This is a genomic window from Limnohabitans sp. Bal53 (genome assembly GCF_003063355.1).
Taxonomy (GTDB): Bacteria; Pseudomonadota; Gammaproteobacteria; order Burkholderiales; family Burkholderiaceae_C; genus Limnohabitans_A.
The window spans coordinates 378,299-398,453 of sequence record NZ_NESH01000001.1 but is presented as its reverse complement, the minus strand read 5'-3'; the positions used below and the strand labels follow the sequence as shown (position 1 = coordinate 398,453).

Sequence of the window (20,155 nt, the reverse complement as noted above, 5' to 3'; positions counted from 1 at the left end):
GTTTTGCATGTTGTTTTCGATTCTCGAAATGCTCTTTTGGGTGGGCTTGGCGGGAATACCCGGCTGGTTTTTGGGCGGCGCCTTGGGAGCTGTGCTGGGTGCATTGATCGCTTTGCTCATCTATGGGGCATCGCTGCTATGGAAGCTGGACCGGCTTGAGCGCTGGTTGAGTGCGCCAGTTTTGAGACAAGACCCGCCTTGGAGCGGTGTATGGCGCGAAATTTCGGTGCGCGTGCAGCGCATGCTGCGGCAGCAGGAAAAGCTGGCGGCTGTGCATCAAAAGCAGCTGCAGGATTTTCTGCAGGCCATTCAAGCCTCGCCCAATGGTGTGGTCTTGCTCGACGAGCAAGCCCGCATCGAATGGTGCAATGACACGGCTGCGGCGCATCTGGGTTTGGATGCACAAAGGGACCGTATGCAGCACGTTATGCATCTGGTGCGTGACCCGGTGTTTGCGCGGTATTTTGCGCAGAAAGAGCATGACGCTGAGGTGGTCATTGAAGGCCGTTCCACCTCGGTCGTGAACCGGCAAAAATTGTCGGTTCAGTTGCACGCCTATGGAGAAGGGCGATCGCTGGTGTTGACGCGCGACATCACCGCCGTTGCGCAGGCCGATGCCATGCGCCGCGATTTTGTGGCCAACGTCTCGCATGAAATCCGCACACCCTTGACGGTTCTCAGTGGCTTTGTGGAAACTCTGCAGTCCATTCCCTTGAGCGCAGAAGAAACCCTTCACTACCTGCAGCTCATGTCAGCGCAATCGGACCGCATGCAGTCCTTGGTGGCCGACTTGTTGATGCTGTCGCAACTCGAAGGCAGCCAGTTGCCCGGCACACAAGAAAAAGTCTCATTGGCTGCTTTGATGCTGCAAGTGACGACCGAGGCCCAAGCGTTTTCGGACTGGATGGCCAGCAAAGGCGAAGGGCCAGCGCACCAACTGGAATTTACCCCGGTGCCCGATGTCTATTTGTTGGGTTCGCGTTCGGAGTTGTTGAGCGCAGTTTCCAACCTGGTCAGCAACGCGATCCGTTACACCCCGTTGGGCGGTCGTATTCAAGTGCAATGGTCCGGCACACCTGAGGTCTTGATGTTTGCAGTCAAAGACTCAGGCCCCGGCATTGCAGCCGAACACTTGCCACGTTTGTCTGAGCGCTTTTACCGCGTGGACCGCAGCCGCTCCCGAGAAACCGGTGGCACGGGTTTGGGCTTGGCCATCACCAAGCACGTCATGCAACGGCATGGCGGCGAGTTGCGAATCGAGAGCGTCGTGGGGCAAGGGTCCACCTTCAGGTTGGTGTTCCCAAACAGTCGTGTTTTGCGCCAGCCTGATTGAGCTGCTTGGGCAGTCTGGTGTGTCGTTGAAGAAGACCGAACTTTAAAATTTCAAAAAAACTTCATTGGCTTGAAATACACCAAATAGAAGATGGAGATTGTTGAGTTGATCACTGCTCGGCAATTTATTAACTTCTCAATGGAATCAAGTCATGATGAAAAAATCTGCACTCTTTTTGGCCATGTCGGCCGCTGTGGCAGCCCCTGCTTTTGCCGCTGAATTTCAAGTCAACAAAGACACAAAATTTCAGATTAACGTTGAAGTGGGTGCATACCATGAAGACGTGAAAAACAGCTCGGGAGCCAGTACTCAAGCGTTCACTGGTAAGGGACTCAACCAAATTGAGATCAAGGCCGACCACAAAGTTTCGGACGATGTGACTGTTTTCGGTGAAATCGAAGTGGATTACGATCCCATCGGTGACAACGGTGAAGTATTGACTGATGATGCTCGCTTGGGTATCAACAGCAAGTCAATGGGCCGCTTCTCGGTGGGTCAATTTGACAGCTATTTTGAAGATAATGTGGTTGAGATCTTGTCAATTGGTCATGGTGAGCATGCTTACTTGACAGAAGCCAAAACGGACAACGATGGTCGTCGCTTGCAATGGATCAAACCTGTGGGTCCATTGACCTTGGCGGTTGAAGCCAGCCGTGCTACCAATAAAGACGATAAAACTAAAACAGGTACGGGTTTTGGTGTGACCGCAGCATACAAGTTGGGTGACATGACTTTGGCTGTGGGCACTGCCAACATCAACGAGTTTTCTTCCACTGGGTCCGCAAATTCAGCGGACAAAACAACCGCTGCATCTATCAAGTACGGTATGGGTGCTCTCACGCTCATGGGCTTGGTGGCCAAGCAAGACAATGTGTCGGGTTCCAAGGTTGACATCATGGGTGCTGGCTTGAAATACAAGGTTGGCGCCTTTGACATGGGTGTGGCCATGCAAAACTACGAAGAGACTGGCAAAGACAAGCGCAGCGAGTTGGCTTTGGGCGTGGGTTACACACCGTTCAAGAATATGACTGTTTACTTTGATGTGCTGAAGGCCGATAAGAGCAAAAGCGAAGGTGATGCGATTGAAGTGGGCATGAAATACGCCTTCTGATCGCGCCTTTTTAGTTTCTCCAAGGATTTGCCGCTCTCGAAAGAGAGCGGTTTTTTTATGGAAAATTGGCAGGTGTGTCGTGATTTCTTCATGCCAGTGACACGCCTTTTTCATGCAGAGGCGAGAACATGGTGGCAACTACAGGAGTGTTGCCATGCGTGTCACAGTCATCGGTTCGGGTTACGTTGGTTTGGTCACAGGCGCGTGCTTGTCCGACTTGGGTTTCAAGGTGGTGTGCCTGGACAAGGACGAGGAAAAAATCCGCGCCTTGCAAGAAGGTGATGTGCCCATTTACGAGCCCGGTCTCAAAGAGTTGCTCAGTCGCAATCGTGCCGATGGGCGCATCCGTTTCACCAACGATGCCTGCGAGGCGGTGGAGCATGGCGACATTCTGTTCATCGCTGTGGGCACGCCGCCCGCCGAAGATGGTTCGGCCGACTTGGGGCATGTCTTGTCGGTTGCGGCCACCATTGGACGGCACCTGAAGGGCTTTAAATTGGTGGTCAACAAATCCACCGTGCCGGTGGGAACGGCCGACAAGGTTCGCGCTGCGATTTCGCACGAGTTGGTGCACCGGGGCATGTCCCCGGATTTGTTTGATGTGGTGTCCAATCCGGAGTTCCTGAAAGAAGGCGCTGCCATTGACGATTTCATGCGCCCGGACCGCATTGTGGTGGGTGTGGATGAGGGACTGCACCATGCCCGCAGTCGCCGCATGATGGGTGATTTGTATGCCAGCTTCAACCGCCACCATGCCCGTACTGTGTGGATGGATGTGCGCAGTGCCGAGTTGACCAAGTACGCCGCCAATGCCATGTTGGCGGCGCGCATTTCATTCATGAACGAAATGGCCAACCTGGCCGATGTGCTGGGGGCCGATGTGGACCACATTCGCAGGGGCATCGGCGCAGACAGCCGAATTGGACACAGCTTTTTGTACGCGGGTTGTGGCTACGGTGGCAGTTGTTTCCCCAAGGACACCCAGGCCCTGGTGAACACCGCCAAGGCCTATGGGCACAGCATGGCGGTGGTCAGTGCCACGGAGGTGGTCAACGAGCGCCAGAAAACGATTTTGGTGGACCGATTGACCCAGCACATGGGGCAGGACCTGACAGGCAGAAAAATCGCGGTTTGGGGCCTGGCTTTTAAGCCCAACACCGATGACATGCGCGAGGCGCCCAGCCGCGTGGTGATTCGCCAATTGTTGTTGCGTGGGGCGCACGTTTGTGCATTTGACCCTGTGGCGGGTTCGCTGGCTTTGGAAGCCCTCCGTCTGGACATGAGCCAAGAATCGCATCTGTTGGAGCGTTTTGAATTGGCCGCTTCAGACATGCAGGCCTTGGAAGGCGCGGATGCCTTGATGGTGTTGACCGAGTGGAAGAATTTTCACAACCCGGATTTCGAAGCCATGAAAGCCCTGATGCGCAAACCCTTCATCTTGGATGGTCGCAACCTCTACAACCCCGAGGCCCTCAGTGAATTGGGCATGGCTTACCAGGGCGTGGGGCGGCGCAATGATTTGGCTCAGCTGATGGATTTTGGTGTGCCTGCTGGTGCATCCACAGTGCCTGAATCGATGAATGCCTAAGGGCTTTGCCTTTTTGATTCTGGCTCAGTTTTTCAGTGGGCTGGCAGACAACGCTTTTTTGTTGTTGGGCATTTTCTTTTTACACGAGCAAGGCCACCCTGTTTGGTGGGCCCCTGTGCTGAAAATGGCTTTCACGGTGTCTTATGTGGGCTTGGCCAGTGTTGTGGGCCCAGTGGCCGATGCGTTCCAAAAGCGCCATGTCATGATGGCCATGAACCTGCTCAAGTTGATGGCGGTCATTTTGCTGTGGACCGGAACGCACCCTCTGGTGGCGTTTGCTTTGGCGGGATTTGCGGCCTCTGTGTATGCCCCAGCGAAATATGGCTTGCTCACGGAAACCGTGCCCACTGCTGGTTTGGTCAGGGCCAACGCTTTTCTGGAAGTGTCGGTGGTGCTCGCCGTTTTATGGGGCGTGGTGTTGGGCGGCTGGTTGATGGATGCAGGACCCTTCTTGACCCCTATGCCCCCCTTTTTTGCGGCTGCTTATGGGGCTGTTTGGCTGGTTGAAACCCAAATCGGCATGGGCTTGGGCGTGATTTGCTGCTTGTACGTGCTCTCAGCCGTTCTCAACAGCGGGATGCATGCCCTGCGCTCACCCATACACCCTGCTTGGTGTTGGGCAGATGTTCGTTGGTCTGCATTTTGGGCCAACAATTTGAAGCTGTGGCGTGACCCCCTGGGAGGCGTTTCTTTGCGCGTGACGACCTTGTGTTGGGGTGTAGGGGCTGTGCTGCAGTTCGTGGTCTTGGTGTGGGCGCAATCCAATGCTGGCTTGACTTTGCAGGGCGGCGCGTATTTGCAGGGCCTGGTGGCTTTGGGCGTGATGGGGGGGGCCGCCATGGCTGCCTGGTCGTGTCGTGTCTTTCATGCCCGCCGTCAGATGTTCTGGGCGGGTGTGCTGGCTGGCTTGTTGCCATTTTTGGCCCTCACCAGCAGTTTGTGGCTGGCCGTGCCCATGCTGCTGGCCGCGGGGTGGGCCGGTGGCATGCTGCTGGTGCCCATGAACGCCTTGTTGCAACACCGGGGCCACAAGATCATGCACCCTGGCCGATCGATTGCTGTGCAGGGTTTCAACGAAAACCTGAGTGTGTTGGTGATGCTGGGTTTGTACAGTCTGCTGCTGGCCTGGGATTGGCCATTGTTGGCCATCATGCTGTGTTTGTCATTGCCATTGTGGATGGCTGTTGTGCCTTGGCGCCGCAGAGGAGCTCAGCTGGATTCAACGCTCAGCTAAAGCCTGTGTCAGGACGCTTCGGAACATGTTCTCCACTTGGTTGGCGATGCTGGACCACTCCCATTTTTGAATACTGGGTGCAGCGTTCATTCGCGCCTCTTGAAGAGTCGATGTCTTTTGGGTGATGGCCAAGGCGCGCAAGACAAAGCGCTGCGCATCTTCACCCGAAACGAGCCAACCATTGTGATCATCTCCAATGACTTCTTTGGCGGCGGCGCAATCAAACGCCAGGACCGGGGTGCCGCTGGCGAGGGCTTCCAGGGTCACGTTGCCGAAAGTCTCAGTCAGGCTGGGGAACACAAACAGATCGGCACTGGCGTAGGCCACAGCCAATTGCGCGTGTGTGACCATGCCCATAAAAATGGCATCTGGGCAATCGGCTTGCAGTTTGGCTCGGTAAGGGCCATCACCGCAAAAAACAAGCTGGACTGCACGGTTGTTTTCTTTCAATGCTTGGTAGGTTTTGACTGTCAAATCCAGATTTTTTTCTGCCGCCAAGCGCCCCACCGACAAGATCACCACGGTCTTGTCATCGACTTGCCATTGGCTGCGCAAGCTGGTGTTTCGTTTGTTGGGCGTGAAAAGCTGGGTGTCCACACCGCGCGCCACCACCTGGAGGTTGTGAAACCCCAAGACCTTGAGCTGATCGTGCATGGCCTGGGTCGGCACCATGGTGCACAAGGTACGGTTGTGGAACTTGCGTAAGTAAGCCACGATGGGTTTTTGCAACCAGCCCACGCCGTAGTGTTTGCTGTAACTTTGGAAATTGGTTCTGAAGTCGGAGGTGACAGGCAAGCGCAAGACCCTGGCCGCTTGCAAGGCCGACCAACCCAATGGCCCCTCGGTGGCGATGTGCACCAAGTCAGGTCTTTGCTGGGTCCAGGCCTTGATCAGGGATTTCTTGCTGGGAAAGCCCAGTTTGAGCTGGGGATAGCGCGGAATGGGCATGCCCTTGAGCAGCATCTCACTCCAGCCTTCGCGGTGGCTTTCAGTCTCGTGGCGGCCTTGTCGGGGCCGGATGAGCTGAATGGTGTGTTGGCGTTGGCGCAGCTCCTGGATCAAACGCGACAGGGTCAGTGCAACGCCGTTGACCTCGGGTGGCCAGGTTTCGGTGACCACCGCAATGCGCAGTGGGGCATTGGCGGGGACGAAGTTTTCGACCAGGTAGGGTGCGTTGTCTGATTCAAGCATGCCCCTATCGTGAGCGCAGGTTTTAACAGTTTGATGACAAATGCCATGTCACTGTTTTTTCACACGAATTGATGATGATCTTCACACATTCAACTTGTGAGGTGCTTGTGAAAGATTTCTTGAAAGCTTTGGAAGTTCAGCGTTGGGACGATCACCGTTACTACCACCATTGCCGCATCAACCAGTCCTTGCACTTGCTCAGTGCGATGGCGTTTGTGGTGGCTTATGGCATGCTGTGGATCGATCCGGCCATGGCCGCTTTATTGGCTTGGATGGTCTCCATGACCTCCAGACAAGCCGGTCACTTCTTCTTCGAACCCTTGGGCTATGACCACGTCAACGAGGCCACCAACGAATTCAAAGAAGAGATCAAGGTGGGCTACAACTTGCGCCGCAAGGTGGTCTTATTGAGTGTTTGGGCCCTGTTGCCGTTGGCCATTTACATGAATCCTGGCTTCATGGGCTTGCTGCCCGTGCATGAGACCTGGTTTGAATTTTTGCGGGCTGTGGGTTATGCCTGGTTGTACTTGGGCGCTGCGGCATTGCTGTTCCGCACGATCCATTTGTTTTTCCTGCAAGACGTGCAAACGGGCTTGGTGTGGATGACGAAGATCTTGACCGATCCCTTCCACGACATCTACCTCTATCACAAGGCGCCTTGGCAATTGTTGCGTGGTGAGCGCTTCGCAGACCGCAATCTTCACGCGGGTCGCTGATCGGAAAAAGCCCGGTTCACTTCGTAGTGGTGAACCGGGCCGAACTATCAGCGAAACAGCGTCTCCTTGAGGATGCTGCGGCGGATGGACTTGTTGGTGATCTCTGGCGCATGCCACCACCATCCGTCTTGCCGCATTTGCTGGGCCGCCAGCACAAACTTCTGCAGTACCGCTTCAAAGTCGGCATCGCTGTAGTTGAGACTGAAGATCAAACGTCCCGTGCCCACCCAACTGAGCGCCAATCCATGCAGCCTGAGGTAGTACTGCAGCATCCAGTTGTACCGGCTGGGTTGCGTGTAAAACAGTGTCCAGACACTCGACATATTGGCCGCTTGCAAGGGCAACCCATGCGCTTGCATGGTGCTGTTGAACAGCGCGGCGCGGACGTTCCAGCGTTCGTCCAAGCCCTCGTAGATGGCTTTGACTTCGGGCGTGTCCAGTTGCTCCAAGAAGGCCGACATGGCCCCCATGACGGCTGGATGTGCGTTGAAGGTGCCGCGTGCAAAGCAAATATCGGCCGGTCGTTTTTCATCAAATCGGCGCATCCATTCGCGCTTGCCACACACCACACCCACTGGAAAACCGCCGCCCAGTGTTTTGCCATAGGTGACCAAATCGGCCTGCACGCCAAAGTAGGCTTGTGCACCGCCTGGGGCCAATCGGAAGCCCAAAAAGACTTCGTCAAAAATCAGCGCAATGCCGCGCTCGGTGCAGACTTGGCGCAAGGCTTGGAGCCAGGCGGTGTAAGCCGCACGGTCGTAAGCGGCGCGGCGGCTGCTGTCGACCAGGGTCGAATCGCCCGGCGCATTGGTGTTGGTGTGCAAGGCCTGCAAGGGGTTGATCAGCACACAGGCAATGTCTTTGCGGCTGCGCAACACCTGCAAGCTGCGCTCGCTCATGTCGCTCAGCGTGTAGGTCTCGCGGGGGGGCATGGGGTTGCCGGGGCCGGGTTGCACGTCTTCCCACCAGCCGTGGTAAGCCCCGCAAAAACGCACAATGTTTTTGCGGCGTGTGTGGTAGCGGGCCAGCCGCACGGCCTGCATCACGGCTTCGGTACCCGACATGTGGAACGACACCTCGTCCAAGCCAGAGATGGCTTTGAGTCGCTCTGCATTGCCGGCCACCACGGGGTGGTAAGAGCCCAGCACCGGCCCCAGCGCTTGGGTGCGGGCCATGCCCTCGGCCATGGTGCGTTTGTAAAAATCGGCGCCAAACACATTCACGCCATAAGAACCCGTCAGATCGTAAAAAACTTGACCGTCCAAATCAGTGACTTGAACGCCTTGGGCCGATTGCAAAAACGAGCCGACTTTCAGGTGCTCGCGCACCACCGGGCTGAACTGGAAGGGCACGCGGTAGGCAGCGATGAATTGCATGTCCGAGATGTTCTCGCGTGCATCAGCCGTGGCCTCGATGCTCAGGCGGTGCCGTGTTTGCAGTGTGTTGGCCAACGTAAAAAATGCCGCACGGCGCTGCGCTTGAATGTCGCTCGGAGCGCCGTCACAACCAAAAAAATCGGCTTCGTTGAAGCTGTAACCCGGCAGCCAGCGGGCCAGTCGTTTGGCCATGCGCGAGTGCCCTGCCAAAGAGCGGTGTTTGGCACGCGAGAGTTGAATGCGCCGATGCAGGCTCGGGGCCAAAGCGGCCAGGACGCCCAAACTGATCCAAGTAGGGTTCACTGCAATCTCCTTGTGACAACAAAATTTCTTTTTATTCAAATTGAGTGACAACATGATGAAGATTCGCCAACATTTCCAAAAGTGGATGCTGCAAGAAGACCTGAATTTCTTGCTCACCAACCGCATCCCGCGCATCACATTGACCCGCTTCATGGGGTGGTGGAGTCAAATCAAACACCCCTGGGTCGTGAAGTCGTCGATGGCGGTGTGGGGCTGGTTCAGTGATCTGGATTTGAGCGATGCCAAGCTCAAAACATTTGACAGCTTGCACGCTTGTTTCACGCGCGAATTGGTGCCCGGTGCACGGGTCGTCAACCCAGACCCTGCGTTCATGACATCGCCTTGTGACGCCATCGTGGGGGCCTGCGGCACCATCACCCAGGGCCAAGTGTTTCAGGCCAAAGGTTTTCCTTACCAGCTGCAGACCTTGCTGGGCACCTCAGGGCGCTGCCAGCATTGGCCTGCCGCGCTGGAAGGGGGAACCTACATCACCTTGCGACTGACCAGCAGCATGTACCACCGCTTTCACGCGCCGCACGATGTGCAGCTGCAGCATGTGACCTACATCTCGGGTGACACTTGGAATGTGAACCCGGTGGCTTTAAAGCGCGTGCAAGAGCTGTTTTGCAAAAACGAACGGGCGGTATTGCACATGCAAACACAAGAGGGCGTGCCCTTCTTGATCGTGCCTGTGGCAGCAGTGTTGGTGGCCAGCATGCGTTTTCATGCCGTCGATGTGCTGTTGAATTTGCGCTACCAAGGCCCGAACGAAATGCTCTGTGATGCGGTCTATGCCAAGGGCCAAGAAATGGGCTGGTTCGAGCATGGCTCGACCATTTTGGTGTTTGTACCGCCAGGCTATGACCTGGCAATGGGCATTGCGCCGGGACAAGAAATTCGAATGGGACAAGCCTTGTTAAGAAAAATCAAGGCTTGATTCACTTTGAAAATTTGTGAATCAAATTTTCTTGAGTAAAAAAATGAGCCTGTCAACGCACGGTGTTGACAGGCTCATGCATCAAAGATGCTTACACCGAGAATGCCAGGGCAGAGACGTCATCGCGTCTTGATTCTTGACCACGCCATTGGTCGACCACGGTTTTGGTTTGCATCATCAAGGCCTCTGCACCCAGGTGGCGGTATGACTCCAAATGTTGCAACAGTCGGCGCGGACCAAATGCGCGGCTGTTTTCACCACCCGGTTGGTCGAGCACCCCATCTGAGGCCATGAAGAATGTCTGGCAGTTCTCTAAAGACATTTCGTATTCTTCCAGAGGCGTGTAGGGCACTTGACCTGGGTAACCCAAGGCTTGTTTTTCACCCAACAAACGAACGACGGGCGTACCGTCTTTCGGGACAATAAAGCAGTTGGTGCGTGCCCCTGAGAAAGAGACAGTTTTCTTGTGTGTATTGATTTTGCACAAGCCTGCATCAAAGCCATCATTGGATTGGCAGTCTTCACGGTCTTGGTTGAGCGCAGTGCGAACCAAGTTGCCCAATTTGGAAAGCGCTTCACCAGGACCGATCTCGGGCTTTTCGGAATAGATGCGGTTGAGCACACTGACGACCAGCATGGACATCAGAGATCCTGGAACGCCATGGCCCGTACAGTCGATCAAAGCCAAAGTGAAAGTGCCCTCAAAGTCCTCTTCTGTGCGCCAATAAACGTCACCGCCCACCACATCGCGCGGCTCCCACAAAACACCCACCGATCGCAGACCTTCTTGCAGGGCCATGCGGTTGGGCAGCAAGCTCGATTGGATGCGTCCAGCGTAATTCACGCTGTCCATCATTTCCGTGTGCAGTTCTGTCAAAGCTTCTGCGCGTGCGTGGTTGGCTTCCACCAAGTAGTTGAGCATGTCGGTGTTGATGCCGATGCCGGTGTACAACCCGTTTTCGGTGATGAGAAAACCACCAGTGCTCAGCGACAAGCCCATTTCCAACATCTTTTGTGAAGCCATGTCGATGCTGGTTTCAACGTCAAAGATGGGAAAAACCTCTTGAACCAGCATCTTGGCACTGCGGTTTTGGTAAACCGAAAAGTGCAGAGGATTGGAAGCTGTGGACAAAGCCGCTTGGCGGTCAATCAGACCAATGGCTTGTTTTTCAGCGTTGAAAACCGGTACCACCAGAAGGTCATCGTCTTTTCTGAAGTTGGCGATCACAACACCGCATTTTTCTGTTTCTAAAATCCCGTCTTGCTGACGCAAAATGGATCGGACTTTTTGCTCAATCATGGGGTTTGATTCCTTCTAAAGTGTTGGCCATATCGCGAAGACGAGCCACGAGGCTCAAACGGTCGGGCATGGACAGATTGCCGGGTTTGACGATCATCTTGTCCAAACCTTTTATATCGATGCGCAAGTCCGATGTGTGTGAGCGGTTGGTGTCGCTCACTTTGACGACGGCATAGGTTTTCACGGGCAGGGCAATGCCTTTGAGCTCCAACAAATCTCGCTCGGACACTTCCACAAAGTCTTTGACTTGTGCATAAGTCTCGTGAGAGATCAAAACTCCACCGGGCTCACACTTGCCCTCGATGCGAGCCGCCAAATTGACCTCGCCACCCAAGATGGTGTAAGCCATGCGGCTGTGGCTTCCAAAATTGCCCACGTTGCAGTAACCCGTGTTGATGCCAATTCGGGTGATGAAGGGGTGTTGCAAACCTTCTCGCTGCCACTGGATGTGCAATTCAGCCAAGCGCTCTTGCATTTCGTAAGCCATGCGCACACAGGCCAGGGCGTCCTCTTGAGGGCCACGACTTTCGGGATCACCGAAAAAAACCATCATGGCGTCGCCGATGTACTTGTCGATGGTCCCACCATGCTTGGCAGCGATATCCGACATCTCGGTGAAATACGCATTCATGTAGTGGGTCAGCACTTCTGGCTGGATGACCGATGAGATGTGCGTAAAACCCTGAATGTCTGAGAAAAAAACCGTGAGCAGCTTGCGTTGGGTCTTGATCTCAATCGATTGGTCGCCTTTGAAGATGGAGTCGTAAATTTGACGAGGTAAATACTTGGCCAACTGACCTGCTACACCTTCAAGTTTTTTCTTCTCTATCTCCAGCTCATCTGAAACGGACTGAAGCCGCAGCTCATTCCTGTCGCTGATACGAATGATGCGCGAGAAATTTTTCAGCAACCGAGCGTAATCGGCTGTGAGCTTTGCATAAGTTTCAGGCGTGACAAGTTCTGGGGAATCGGCCAGAAGCTTTTCGCTTTCAACCAAGACCTCGTTTTCTTTGCCTAAAAAAGAATCGGTCACGCCAAGCCTGGAGTGTCAGTTAAAAAGCCACCATCTCGAACTCGGCTTTATCGAGTTCTTCGGCGAACTCTTCACCCAGCTCTTGCATGTTGTCATCGTCAGAGGCGTAATGCCATTCAATCTTGAATGGGTTACCACGTGAGGCCGATTCTTCGATGGCCAAAAACAAATCCATCAAAACTTTGGCGGATGAGCTGTTGAAATATTTCAATTTGAAAGAAAACACAGCTTTCGAAGGAACAGACTCCTCCAAAAAACTGTACACATGGGACAAAGGCGTATCGTAGAATTTTTTGGTGTCTTCAGGGTAAGACTCGCCTTCAAGCAAGAACTGGCCTGTGGCTGGGTCGAAACTCAAAAGGGGTGTGCGAGCGGTGGCTGCGATGTCGATTTTTTCCATGGCGGGCTCTCTTAAAAGTAGGCTTCGAAGCAGAAGAATGTGAATTCCCCGTCGGGCATGGGGACCATGTCATATTCCCAGTTGCCATTGGCTTCGCGTGCAATGGAGATGAATCCCACTCCCGCTCCTTTGGAGCCTTCGGGTGGCCCGGCCTTCAGATGCTCCCGCATCAAAGTGGTCAGCTCTTTCCGGTTCAGTCCACGGATGCTTTCCAGGGATGCGGAGACACGCTCGACTTGGTCGTTGTTGATCAGGTTGGCGCAGGTCACGAAACGGGTGCCATCTGCAGTCTCACCGATGGTGATCAAGCCATAACGAAGCTCACCGTCATCGACCTCATTTTCGGGGCGGCCTGCCGCCAGAGCAGCTTCGCGCTCGATTTTGGCGCGATCCTCGGGCCCAATCGTTTCAGCCGAGTAACGGATCACGTTTTGAACCTGCTCCACAAATGCCGAAAAAATGCCGCGTGAGATTTTCTGATCGGTTTGGTCGATGGCCATCTTGCTCTGCAAGGCGTTGCCGATGCCAGACAAAATGTTTTCGTTCAAATAACCACAATAGGAAAACACGATGCCGCGTGATTCCAGTTGCTGGCGCAGCGCCAAAAAGGAAGCGCCGTTGAGCTTGTGTGCAGATGACATGGGGAAATCTCACGAACAATGAAGACAAACCCAATCTAACTTTTCAAAATGACATTTCTGTGACATAAACATCAAAATTGATATTTATGTTTAACCGGGCGGCGGATTCAGTAGCTGAAAAAGGGTGTCATGCAGAAATGGTCTCCACCTCGGCCATCTGTACCAACCCAATCAGCTGTTGACTTTCAGGAGAGTGCCCAGCATGGCACTGTCATCCTCCAGTCTGTTTTTGCAATGCCTGATCGCAGTAGCGGCTGCCTTGCTTTTGTGGCCGGCATGGCTTGGGTTTGGTGGTGGATGAGGGGCGCTTTTTGGGATGGGTTGGGGGAATTTCAGGCCAACCCAACAAGCCGTTAGACGCAAGGGCCCTTTGACTGGCCGATTGCGTTATGCGCTCGCATACATCCGTTTGGAAATTCGTCAGTATTTTTCAGGCACGATCATCTCGGCAGGTACCGGGTGGCGGATGTAGTCCGGGTTGCGCACCCGCCCGGGCAGTTCCACTTGGGGGTGTTCGACCTCGTGGTAGGGCACTTGGCTGAGCAGGTGGTCAATGCAGTTGAGGCGGGCCTTTTTCTTGTCGACCGCCTGCACCACCCACCAAGGCGCTTCGGGAATGTGCGTGCGCTCAATCATGGTTTCTTTGGCGCGGGTGTAGTCTTCCCAGCGACGTCGGCTTTCCAGGTCCATGGGGCTGAGCTTCCACTGCTTGAGCGGGTCGTGGATGCGGCCCAAAAAGCGGGCGTGCTGCTCATCGTCGGTGATGGAAAACCAGTACTTGACCAGTTGGATGCCGCTGCGCACCAGCATTTTTTCGAACTCGGGCACCGAGCGGAAAAACTCTTCGTACTCTTGCTCGTTGCAAAAGCCCATGACCTTTTCGACGCCTGCGCGGTTGTACCAGCTGCGGTCAAACAACACGATCTCGCCCGCTGCGGGCAGGTGTGAGATGTAGCGCTGAAAGTACCACTGGGTTTTCTCGCGGTCGTTGGGCGCGGGCAGGGCGGCCACGCGGCACACGCGTGGGTTCAGGCGCTGGGTGATGCGTTTGATCACGCCGCCTTTGCCCGCGGCGTCGCGGCCTTCAAACAGGATGACCATGCGGTGGCCGGTTTTGACCACCCAGTCTTGCAGCATCACCAACTCGGACTGCAGGCGCAGCAGCTCCCTGAAATAGCGAATGCGTTCGCCCGTTTGGGCATCATTGGCGGCGGCATCAGCGCCCCAGCGGTCGTCGAGCTCCAGCTCCAGTTCTTCGTCCATGCTGTCCAGCAGGTCTTCGCGCAACTGGCGCATTTGGGCTTCATCGATGGCGTTGCGGGTTGTCATGGCGGTTTGAAATCATCAAAAAATTAACTTTCGTTGTTTTTTGTGAATCTTTGATGACCGCGTGCCAGGCGCTGCGCCATGGCTAAATGCTCAAGCCTTGGGCGCCATGCTTGTCCCAGGCCGTGACACGCGCCACACCAATGCGGCAAACAGCGCCGAGACGGTCGCCAGGGCCAAGCTGCTGCTGATCCAGAAGGTGTCCACGGCTGGGCGGCCGGTCCATTGCAGCCAGCCGCCCAGTGCCGCGTCGTCATAGGCCCACAGGTAGCCGCCATACAGGCCAAAGCCCCATAAAAAGGCGGTGTAGATGAGCAGCGGTGCGATGGTGATGCGGTAGCAGCGCAGCAAGAAGGCACAGACCGCCTGCACCGCATCGGCCAGGTGGTAGACCGCCACCCAAGCCAGCCAGACCATGGCGGTTTGTGCCACCAGCGGGTCGCTGGTGAAGGCGTTGGCAATGGCTTCGCGGCCCAGCAGCAGTGCCGCAGCGCACAGCACTGCCGCGCCGATGGCCAAGCTGATGCCCAGACCCGCCGCTTGCCGGGCGCGCTGGGGGTGACCAGCACCCAACCAATAACCGGTGCGGGCACTGCTGGCAATGCCCAAGGCCAGTGGCACCATGTACAGCACTGAGGCCAGGCTGGCCGCAATCTGGTGGCTGGCCGAGGCCACCGCACCCAGGCGGGCAATGAACAGGGCCATCATGGTGAAGGAGGTGACCTCCACCATGATGGACAGCCCGGCGGGGACGCCCAGCCGCAAGAAGTGTCGCAAGACACGCCACTGGGGCTTTTCGGGCAAGCGCCACAACTGGTAGGGACGGTAAATGTCTTGTGTGCGCAAGAGCCACAGCCCGGTGAGCATCATCAGGCTGTTCACCGCCAGCGTGGCCCAGGCGCAGCCCACAACGCCCATGCCGGCCACATCGCCTGCGCCAAATGTGAGCAGCACCGACAAAGGAATCTTCACAAACAGCGCGCCCGCTTGCAGCCATGTCACCAGGCGCGGGTAGCCCAGGCTTTGGTTGAGCGTGCTGTACATGCGAAACAGCAAGGAAGGCACCAGCGCCAGGGCCAGTATGCGCAAATAGGCCCTTACATCGGGCCACAATTCGGTGGGCACCTGGGTCGAGGACAGCCAGGGGTCGGGGAACCACAAGCCGGTCATGCCCAGCGCCGCAGCGCCCGCCGAGATGTACAACGCTTGGCGCACCGAGCGCCCGATTTCAGCTTGCCGGTTGCCGCCATGCAGCTCGGCCCAGACTGGCAGCAGCGCTTGCAGCATGCCGTTGAGGGCCACATAAATGCTGATGTAAATGGCCGAGGCCAAGGACAACACCGCCAGCGCATGTGGGCTGTAGCGCCCGGCGATCACCGTGTCGGCCACACCAAAGGCCATGACGGCCAACTGACCGACCAGCACAGTGCCCGCATGGCGGGAGATGGTGCGTAGCTCGGACATGGCTCAGTTCTTGGCTGCGGCTGGCAGGGTGGGCGTGTCGTGTAGGAGCGGTTGTGAAGGGCGGAAGATCAGCAGGCGATCGCTGCGCTCACCGAGCCGGGCCGCAGTGGCTTCGGGTGTCCAGCCCAAGTCTTGGAGGCGATTGTTCAACAAGGGCAGGTTCTTTTCGTCCATGACCAGCCAGGGGCACTCGGCACTGGGGGCTGTGGCTGCTTGCAGGCGCACCTTCGCGTGGAACAACAGGGCCGCGCCTTGCGCCTGGCTGATGCCAGCGTACTGCAGGCAACGGGCGGTGCCGGTGACCATTTGCAATTTTTGAACCGTGGGGCCATAGCTGCGGGCAAAGTTGAGCAAGGGCAGCCACAGGCTCATGAGCAGCAGCCAACACAGCACTGCGCCTGCGGCGGGCAGGACCATGCTCTTCCACAGGGCCGCGCGGTGGCTGCCTATGCGCCACTTGACCAGCCAGCCCCAGGCCAGCGTGGCCAGCACGCCCAAGCCAAAAGCCAAGCCAGAAAATTCTGGCAAAAATCCGGGGGCCAGACGCGCGACGTTGGCTGCAGGTTTGGCCGGAAAGCCTGTTTGCATCGCCACCCAGATAACCCAGATGGTGAGGGCGCAAAAACTGAAAAACAGCAACGTGAACCAGTCGATCAAGGCCCCTAGGCTGCGCCTCAAAGTAGGCAGCGCAAAAGCGGCCAGCGCGGCAATACCCGGAAGCGCCAGAAGCAAGGCCCGGTCGGACAAACCGGTCAACCAGGTAGCCCCGACCATGACGGCCACAAACCACAAAGGCAAGGCCAGGTGCGGGTAGAGCCAGGCTTGGATCAATTGGGCCCGCCAGCGCCACAAGGACCATAGCGCCAAAGGCCATGCAGGCCAGGTGAACCACAGCATCAGCTCGGCCAGGATGTGCACATTGACCATGGCGTACGGCTCCACGCGCCAGCGCCACAAATCGAGTGCGCCCGCAGTGGTCACGCACAGCAGGCACATCAAAGCCAGCAGCCCCAGATCGAGCATGCGCATGCGGCCCAGGGTCGGGTCGATGGGGGCCACAGCGCGGATCAGTGAGCCGCCGACACCCAGCCACAGGGCCACGCTGGGCGCGCCCGAAAGCGTCAGGCCCAGCATGCCCACGCCAACGGCCAGGCCGCTGTGCAAGCGCCAGCGAGGCAAGGTGGACAAGCCCACAAAAATCAGCGATGCGAAACACAGCTGGCTCAGTGCGGGCGTGGCTTCGTGCGCCAGTCGAGCCAAGCCCAAGCAAGCGAGCAAAGCCAGCAGGCCGCCGTCGGCCAATGCGCGGGCGTAATCTCTCGGCTTGGCCTCGCCCCCAAATGCAAAGGCCACAGGTTGCGCTGCGGGGTGACGCGCCAATGCGTACACCGCATACCAAGTCGCGGCCAGCGTCAGGGCCAGCATGGCCACAAAGGGCATTCGGGCGAACACGTCTTCCCATCCCTGAGGGGCCCACTGGATAAAACTGGCCCCCAACCAATAAGGCAACAAAGCCAGCTGCGGGTCGTGTTGGCCCAGCAAGCTGGGCCTGAACCAGTTGGCAGCGTCGCTCAGTGTGGGCTGGGCCAATTGCAGCATGTAGCCCAGAGACTCCAGATCTTGCGCCTTCCAGGGCGATCGTCCCCAAAAACCGGGCAACACATAGGCCACGCACAGCAGCAACAAGGCCAAGCGCGGCAGTCTGCGCACGGCACTTTGGGCAACGATGGCGGGTGTGGGCAGGTTCACGGGGACTGGGGCAATCAGTTCAGGGGTAAAAGCGGTGACGCTGGGCTTCGTATTTTAGGAAAGCATGACCCACTAGGGGAGTCATGGCGCCAGGCGGGCCAAGGCCCATGCAAAAAGGGCAGGCCGGTTGCCCGGGCTGCCCTTTGGGGGACACCAATGCGCGAATTACTTGGCGATGGTGGTGGTCTTGCCGAAACGGTTGCGGAATCTCTCCACGCGGCCGCCCATGTTGTCCACCGACTTTTGGGTGCCAGTGTAGAAGGGGTGCGACTCACTGGTCGTGTCCAGCTTGTACCAAGGCAGCTCGCGGCCGTCTTCCATGGTGATCATTTCCTTGGTGTTGGCGCATGAACGGGTCACGAACTTGAAACCATTGGACATGTCTTGGAAGCAAACTTCACGGTAGTTGGGGTGAATGCCGTCTTTCATGGGGAAATCCTTTTATTTCGCTACGGTAGCCACTCTGCAGCCTATCTGAGAGCACTTTCCGCAAAACTTGTCGATTATAGGGTATCAGCCGCCGCGTCTCATCATGTCGAAGAACTCGGAGTTGTTCTTGGTGGCTTTCATGCTCTTCAACACCATCTCCATCGCCTCGATTTCGTCCATGTTGTACATGAATTGACGCAGGATGCGGGTTTTTTGCAGCACTTCGGGTTGCAGCAGCAACTCTTCGCGGCGGGTGCCGCTGCGGTTCAAGTTGATGGCCGGGAACACGCGCTTTTCATACAGGCGGCGCTCCAGGTGAATCTCGCAGTTACCCGTGCCCTTGAATTCTTCAAAGATCACCTCGTCCATGCGGCTGCCGGTGTCGACCAAGGCCGTGGCGATGATGGTCAAGCTGCCGCCTTCTTCCACATTGCGCGCTGCGCCAAAGAAGCGCTTGGGGCGCTGCAGGGCGTTGGCATCCACACCACCCGAGAGCACTTTGCCGGATGATGGCACCACGTTGTTGTAGGCGCGGGCCAGGCGGGTGATCGAGTCCAGCAAGATCACCACGTCTTTTTTCAGCTCGACCAAGCGCTTGGCGCGCTCGATCACCATCTCGGCCACGTGCACGTGGCGCGATGCGGGTTCGTCAAACGTCGAGGAGATCACTTCGCCGCGCACGCTGCGCTGCATTTCGGTCACTTCTTCTGGGCGCTCGTCGACCAGCAGCACCATCAGGTGCACATCGGGGTAGTTGGCGGTGATGGCGTGAGCAATCTGCTGCATCATGACCGTCTTGCCCGACTTGGGTTGCGCCACGATCAGGGCGCGCTGGCCGCGGCCGAGCGGGGCGATGATGTCGATCACGCGGGCGGTGATGTTTTCTTCGCCCTTGATGTCACGCTCCAGACGCATCTGCTCTTTGGGGAACAGTGGCGTCAAGTTCTCGAACATGACTTTGTGTTTGTTGTTCTCGGGCAGGTCGTCGTTGACCTTGTCCAGCTTGGTCAGGGCAAAGTAGCGCTCGCCGTCTTTGGGGATACGCACTTCGCCTTCGATCATGTCACCCGTGTGCAGGTTAAAGCGCCGCACCTGGCTGGGGCTGATGTAGATGTCGTCGGTGCTGGCGGTGTAGCTGGAGTCGGGGCTGCGCAAAAAGCCAAAGCCGTCGGGCAAGATTTCCAGCACGCCGTCGGCAAAGACCTGTTCGCCTGCTTTGGCGCGTTTTTTGATGATGGCAAACATCAGCTCCTGTTTGCGCATGCGACCGGTGTTCTCGATTTCGAGCGTGTCGGCTTGCTTCAGGAGTTCGGACACATGAAGTGCCTTGAGTTCGTTCAAATGCATGGGAGTGGGCCTGTGGCGAATCGGTCTGCTGGGGACCGTATTTCGGATAACCGGGTGGATATGTTCTGGACCGGATGCCGCCCGGGTTTGGGGGCTGGAGCTTCCGGCAGTCTTGGCGCTGTCCCGTGTTCGGGTTGCCTGCGAGAAATTATGACAGGTTTTCGGGCAGTCCCAAAAACAAAAAACCGGGCCATGCGGGCCCGGTTGTGGGGGGCACGTCCAGCACAGCCGGACGGCATGGACGCATCAGGCCAGTTGCTGGTCGATGAAAGCGGTCAATTGTGACTTGCTCATGGCGCCCACTTTGGTGGCAGCGAGCTGACCGCCCTTGAAAATCATGAGTGTGGGGATGCCGCGAATGCCGAACTTGGCTGGGATGTCGCGGTTGTCGTCGACGTTCATCTTGGCGATTTGCATCTTGCCTTCGTAAGCGCTGGCCACTTCGTCGAGGATGGGGGCAATCATTTTGCAGGGGCCACACCATTCGGCCCAGAAGTCCACCACCACGGGTTGGCTGGATTGGAGCACGTCGGCTTCGAAGGTGGCGTCGGTGGTGTGTTTGATCAGATCGCTGGCCATGGCCTTTTCCTTGTGAACATTGAGATGCGGCTAAAGTTGCGCCTATTTTGACAGAAACTCGGTACATTCGTGCGCCGCTTATTTATAGCTAGACCACA

18 protein-coding genes are annotated in these 20,155 nt (G+C 56.7%); 6 read left to right on the top strand and 12 right to left on the bottom strand.

The features are described from left to right. The first annotated feature begins 7 nt into the window (after positions 1–7). From phoR to lplT, 4 genes are all read left to right on the top strand, one after another. Positions 8–1,333, top strand: coding sequence for a phosphate regulon sensor histidine kinase PhoR (phoR, locus tag B9Z50_RS01850; protein ID WP_108361984.1), 1,326 nt, complete (start codon positions 8–10; stop codon positions 1,331–1,333). 151 nt (positions 1,334–1,484) lie between these two features. Beyond that, the gene (locus B9Z50_RS01845; protein WP_108361983.1) at positions 1,485–2,444 is read left to right on the top strand and encodes a porin; all 960 of its coding nucleotides are present in this window, start codon (positions 1,485–1,487) and stop codon (positions 2,442–2,444) included. Between the two features lie 154 nt (positions 2,445–2,598). Further along, positions 2,599–4,032: a UDP-glucose/GDP-mannose dehydrogenase family protein gene (locus tag B9Z50_RS01840; protein WP_108361982.1), complete on the top strand. Its 1,434-nt coding sequence runs from the start codon at positions 2,599–2,601 to the stop codon at positions 4,030–4,032. Beyond that, positions 4,025–5,266 (top strand): lysophospholipid transporter LplT, encoded by a 1,242-nt coding sequence (gene lplT, locus B9Z50_RS01835; protein ID WP_108361981.1) that lies wholly within the window; start codon positions 4,025–4,027, stop codon positions 5,264–5,266. Before B9Z50_RS01840 ends, lplT begins: the two co-directional genes overlap by 8 nt. Here lplT and B9Z50_RS01830 read toward each other — a convergent pair. Beyond that, positions 5,252–6,457 (bottom strand): glycosyltransferase family 1 protein, encoded by a 1,206-nt coding sequence (locus B9Z50_RS01830; RefSeq protein ID WP_108361980.1) that lies wholly within the window; start codon positions 6,455–6,457, stop codon positions 5,252–5,254. The genes lplT and B9Z50_RS01830 overlap by 15 nt on opposite strands. Before the next feature lie 107 nt (positions 6,458–6,564). Here B9Z50_RS01830 and B9Z50_RS01825 point away from each other — a divergent pair, with 107 nt between their 5' ends. Then, positions 6,565–7,173, top strand: coding sequence for a hypothetical protein (locus B9Z50_RS01825; RefSeq protein ID WP_108362499.1), 609 nt, complete (start codon positions 6,565–6,567; stop codon positions 7,171–7,173). A gap of 47 nt (positions 7,174–7,220) precedes the next feature. Here B9Z50_RS01825 and B9Z50_RS01820 read toward each other — a convergent pair whose 3' ends face one another. Next, entirely contained in the window at positions 7,221–8,852 is a 1,632-nt protein-coding gene (locus B9Z50_RS01820; RefSeq protein WP_233249712.1) for an aminotransferase class III-fold pyridoxal phosphate-dependent enzyme, read from the bottom strand. A gap of 52 nt (positions 8,853–8,904) precedes the next feature. Between B9Z50_RS01820 and asd the strand changes: the two genes are divergently transcribed. After that, positions 8,905–9,789, top strand: coding sequence for an archaetidylserine decarboxylase (gene asd, locus B9Z50_RS01815; protein ID WP_233249711.1), 885 nt, complete (start codon positions 8,905–8,907; stop codon positions 9,787–9,789). A gap of 91 nt (positions 9,790–9,880) precedes the next feature. Here the strand turns inward: asd and B9Z50_RS01810 are convergent, their stop codons facing one another. The 10 genes from B9Z50_RS01810 to trxA all read right to left on the bottom strand — a co-directional run bounded on the left by B9Z50_RS01810 (position 9,881) and on the right by trxA (position 20,057). After that, positions 9,881–11,089 carry a SpoIIE family protein phosphatase gene (locus tag B9Z50_RS01810; protein WP_108361979.1) on the bottom strand — a complete coding sequence of 403 codons (1,209 nt, stop codon included), beginning with the start codon at positions 11,087–11,089 and terminating at the stop codon, positions 9,881–9,883. Further along, positions 11,082–12,122 (bottom strand): adenylate/guanylate cyclase domain-containing protein, encoded by a 1,041-nt coding sequence (locus B9Z50_RS01805; protein ID WP_108361978.1) that lies wholly within the window; start codon positions 12,120–12,122, stop codon positions 11,082–11,084. The genes B9Z50_RS01810 and B9Z50_RS01805 overlap by 8 nt, the downstream gene beginning before the upstream one ends. Before the next feature lie 19 nt (positions 12,123–12,141). After that, positions 12,142–12,522, bottom strand: a complete 381-nt coding sequence (locus B9Z50_RS01800; protein ID WP_108361977.1) for a DUF1987 domain-containing protein — start codon at positions 12,520–12,522, stop codon at positions 12,142–12,144. Positions 12,523–12,533: 11 nt separating this feature from the next. Continuing rightward, a complete protein-coding gene (locus tag B9Z50_RS01795) occupies positions 12,534–13,163 on the bottom strand; it encodes a DUF6272 family protein (RefSeq protein WP_108361976.1) in 630 nt (209 codons plus the stop codon). Positions 13,164–13,583: 420 nt separating this feature from the next. Next, positions 13,584–14,492: a polyphosphate kinase 2 gene (gene ppk2 / locus B9Z50_RS01790; protein WP_108361975.1), complete on the bottom strand. Its 909-nt coding sequence runs from the start codon at positions 14,490–14,492 to the stop codon at positions 13,584–13,586. A gap of 90 nt (positions 14,493–14,582) precedes the next feature. Beyond that, complete coding sequence (locus B9Z50_RS01785; protein ID WP_108361974.1) at positions 14,583–15,953, bottom strand: MATE family efflux transporter; 1,371 nt, start codon at positions 15,951–15,953, stop codon at positions 14,583–14,585. A 3-nt stretch (positions 15,954–15,956) separates the two neighbouring features. Then, positions 15,957–17,702 (bottom strand): hypothetical protein, encoded by a 1,746-nt coding sequence (locus tag B9Z50_RS01780; protein WP_108361973.1) that lies wholly within the window; start codon positions 17,700–17,702, stop codon positions 15,957–15,959. Between the two features lie 165 nt (positions 17,703–17,867). After that, positions 17,868–18,131, bottom strand: a complete 264-nt coding sequence (locus B9Z50_RS01775; RefSeq protein WP_108361972.1) for a type B 50S ribosomal protein L31 — start codon at positions 18,129–18,131, stop codon at positions 17,868–17,870. Between the two features lie 84 nt (positions 18,132–18,215). Further along, a complete protein-coding gene (gene rho / locus B9Z50_RS01770) occupies positions 18,216–19,478 on the bottom strand; it encodes a transcription termination factor Rho (RefSeq protein ID WP_062405887.1) in 1,263 nt (420 codons plus the stop codon). 246 nt (positions 19,479–19,724) lie between these two features. Beyond that, complete coding sequence (gene trxA / locus B9Z50_RS01765) at positions 19,725–20,057, bottom strand: thioredoxin TrxA (protein ID WP_108361971.1); 333 nt, start codon at positions 20,055–20,057, stop codon at positions 19,725–19,727. Positions 20,058–20,155 lie beyond the last annotated feature (98 nt).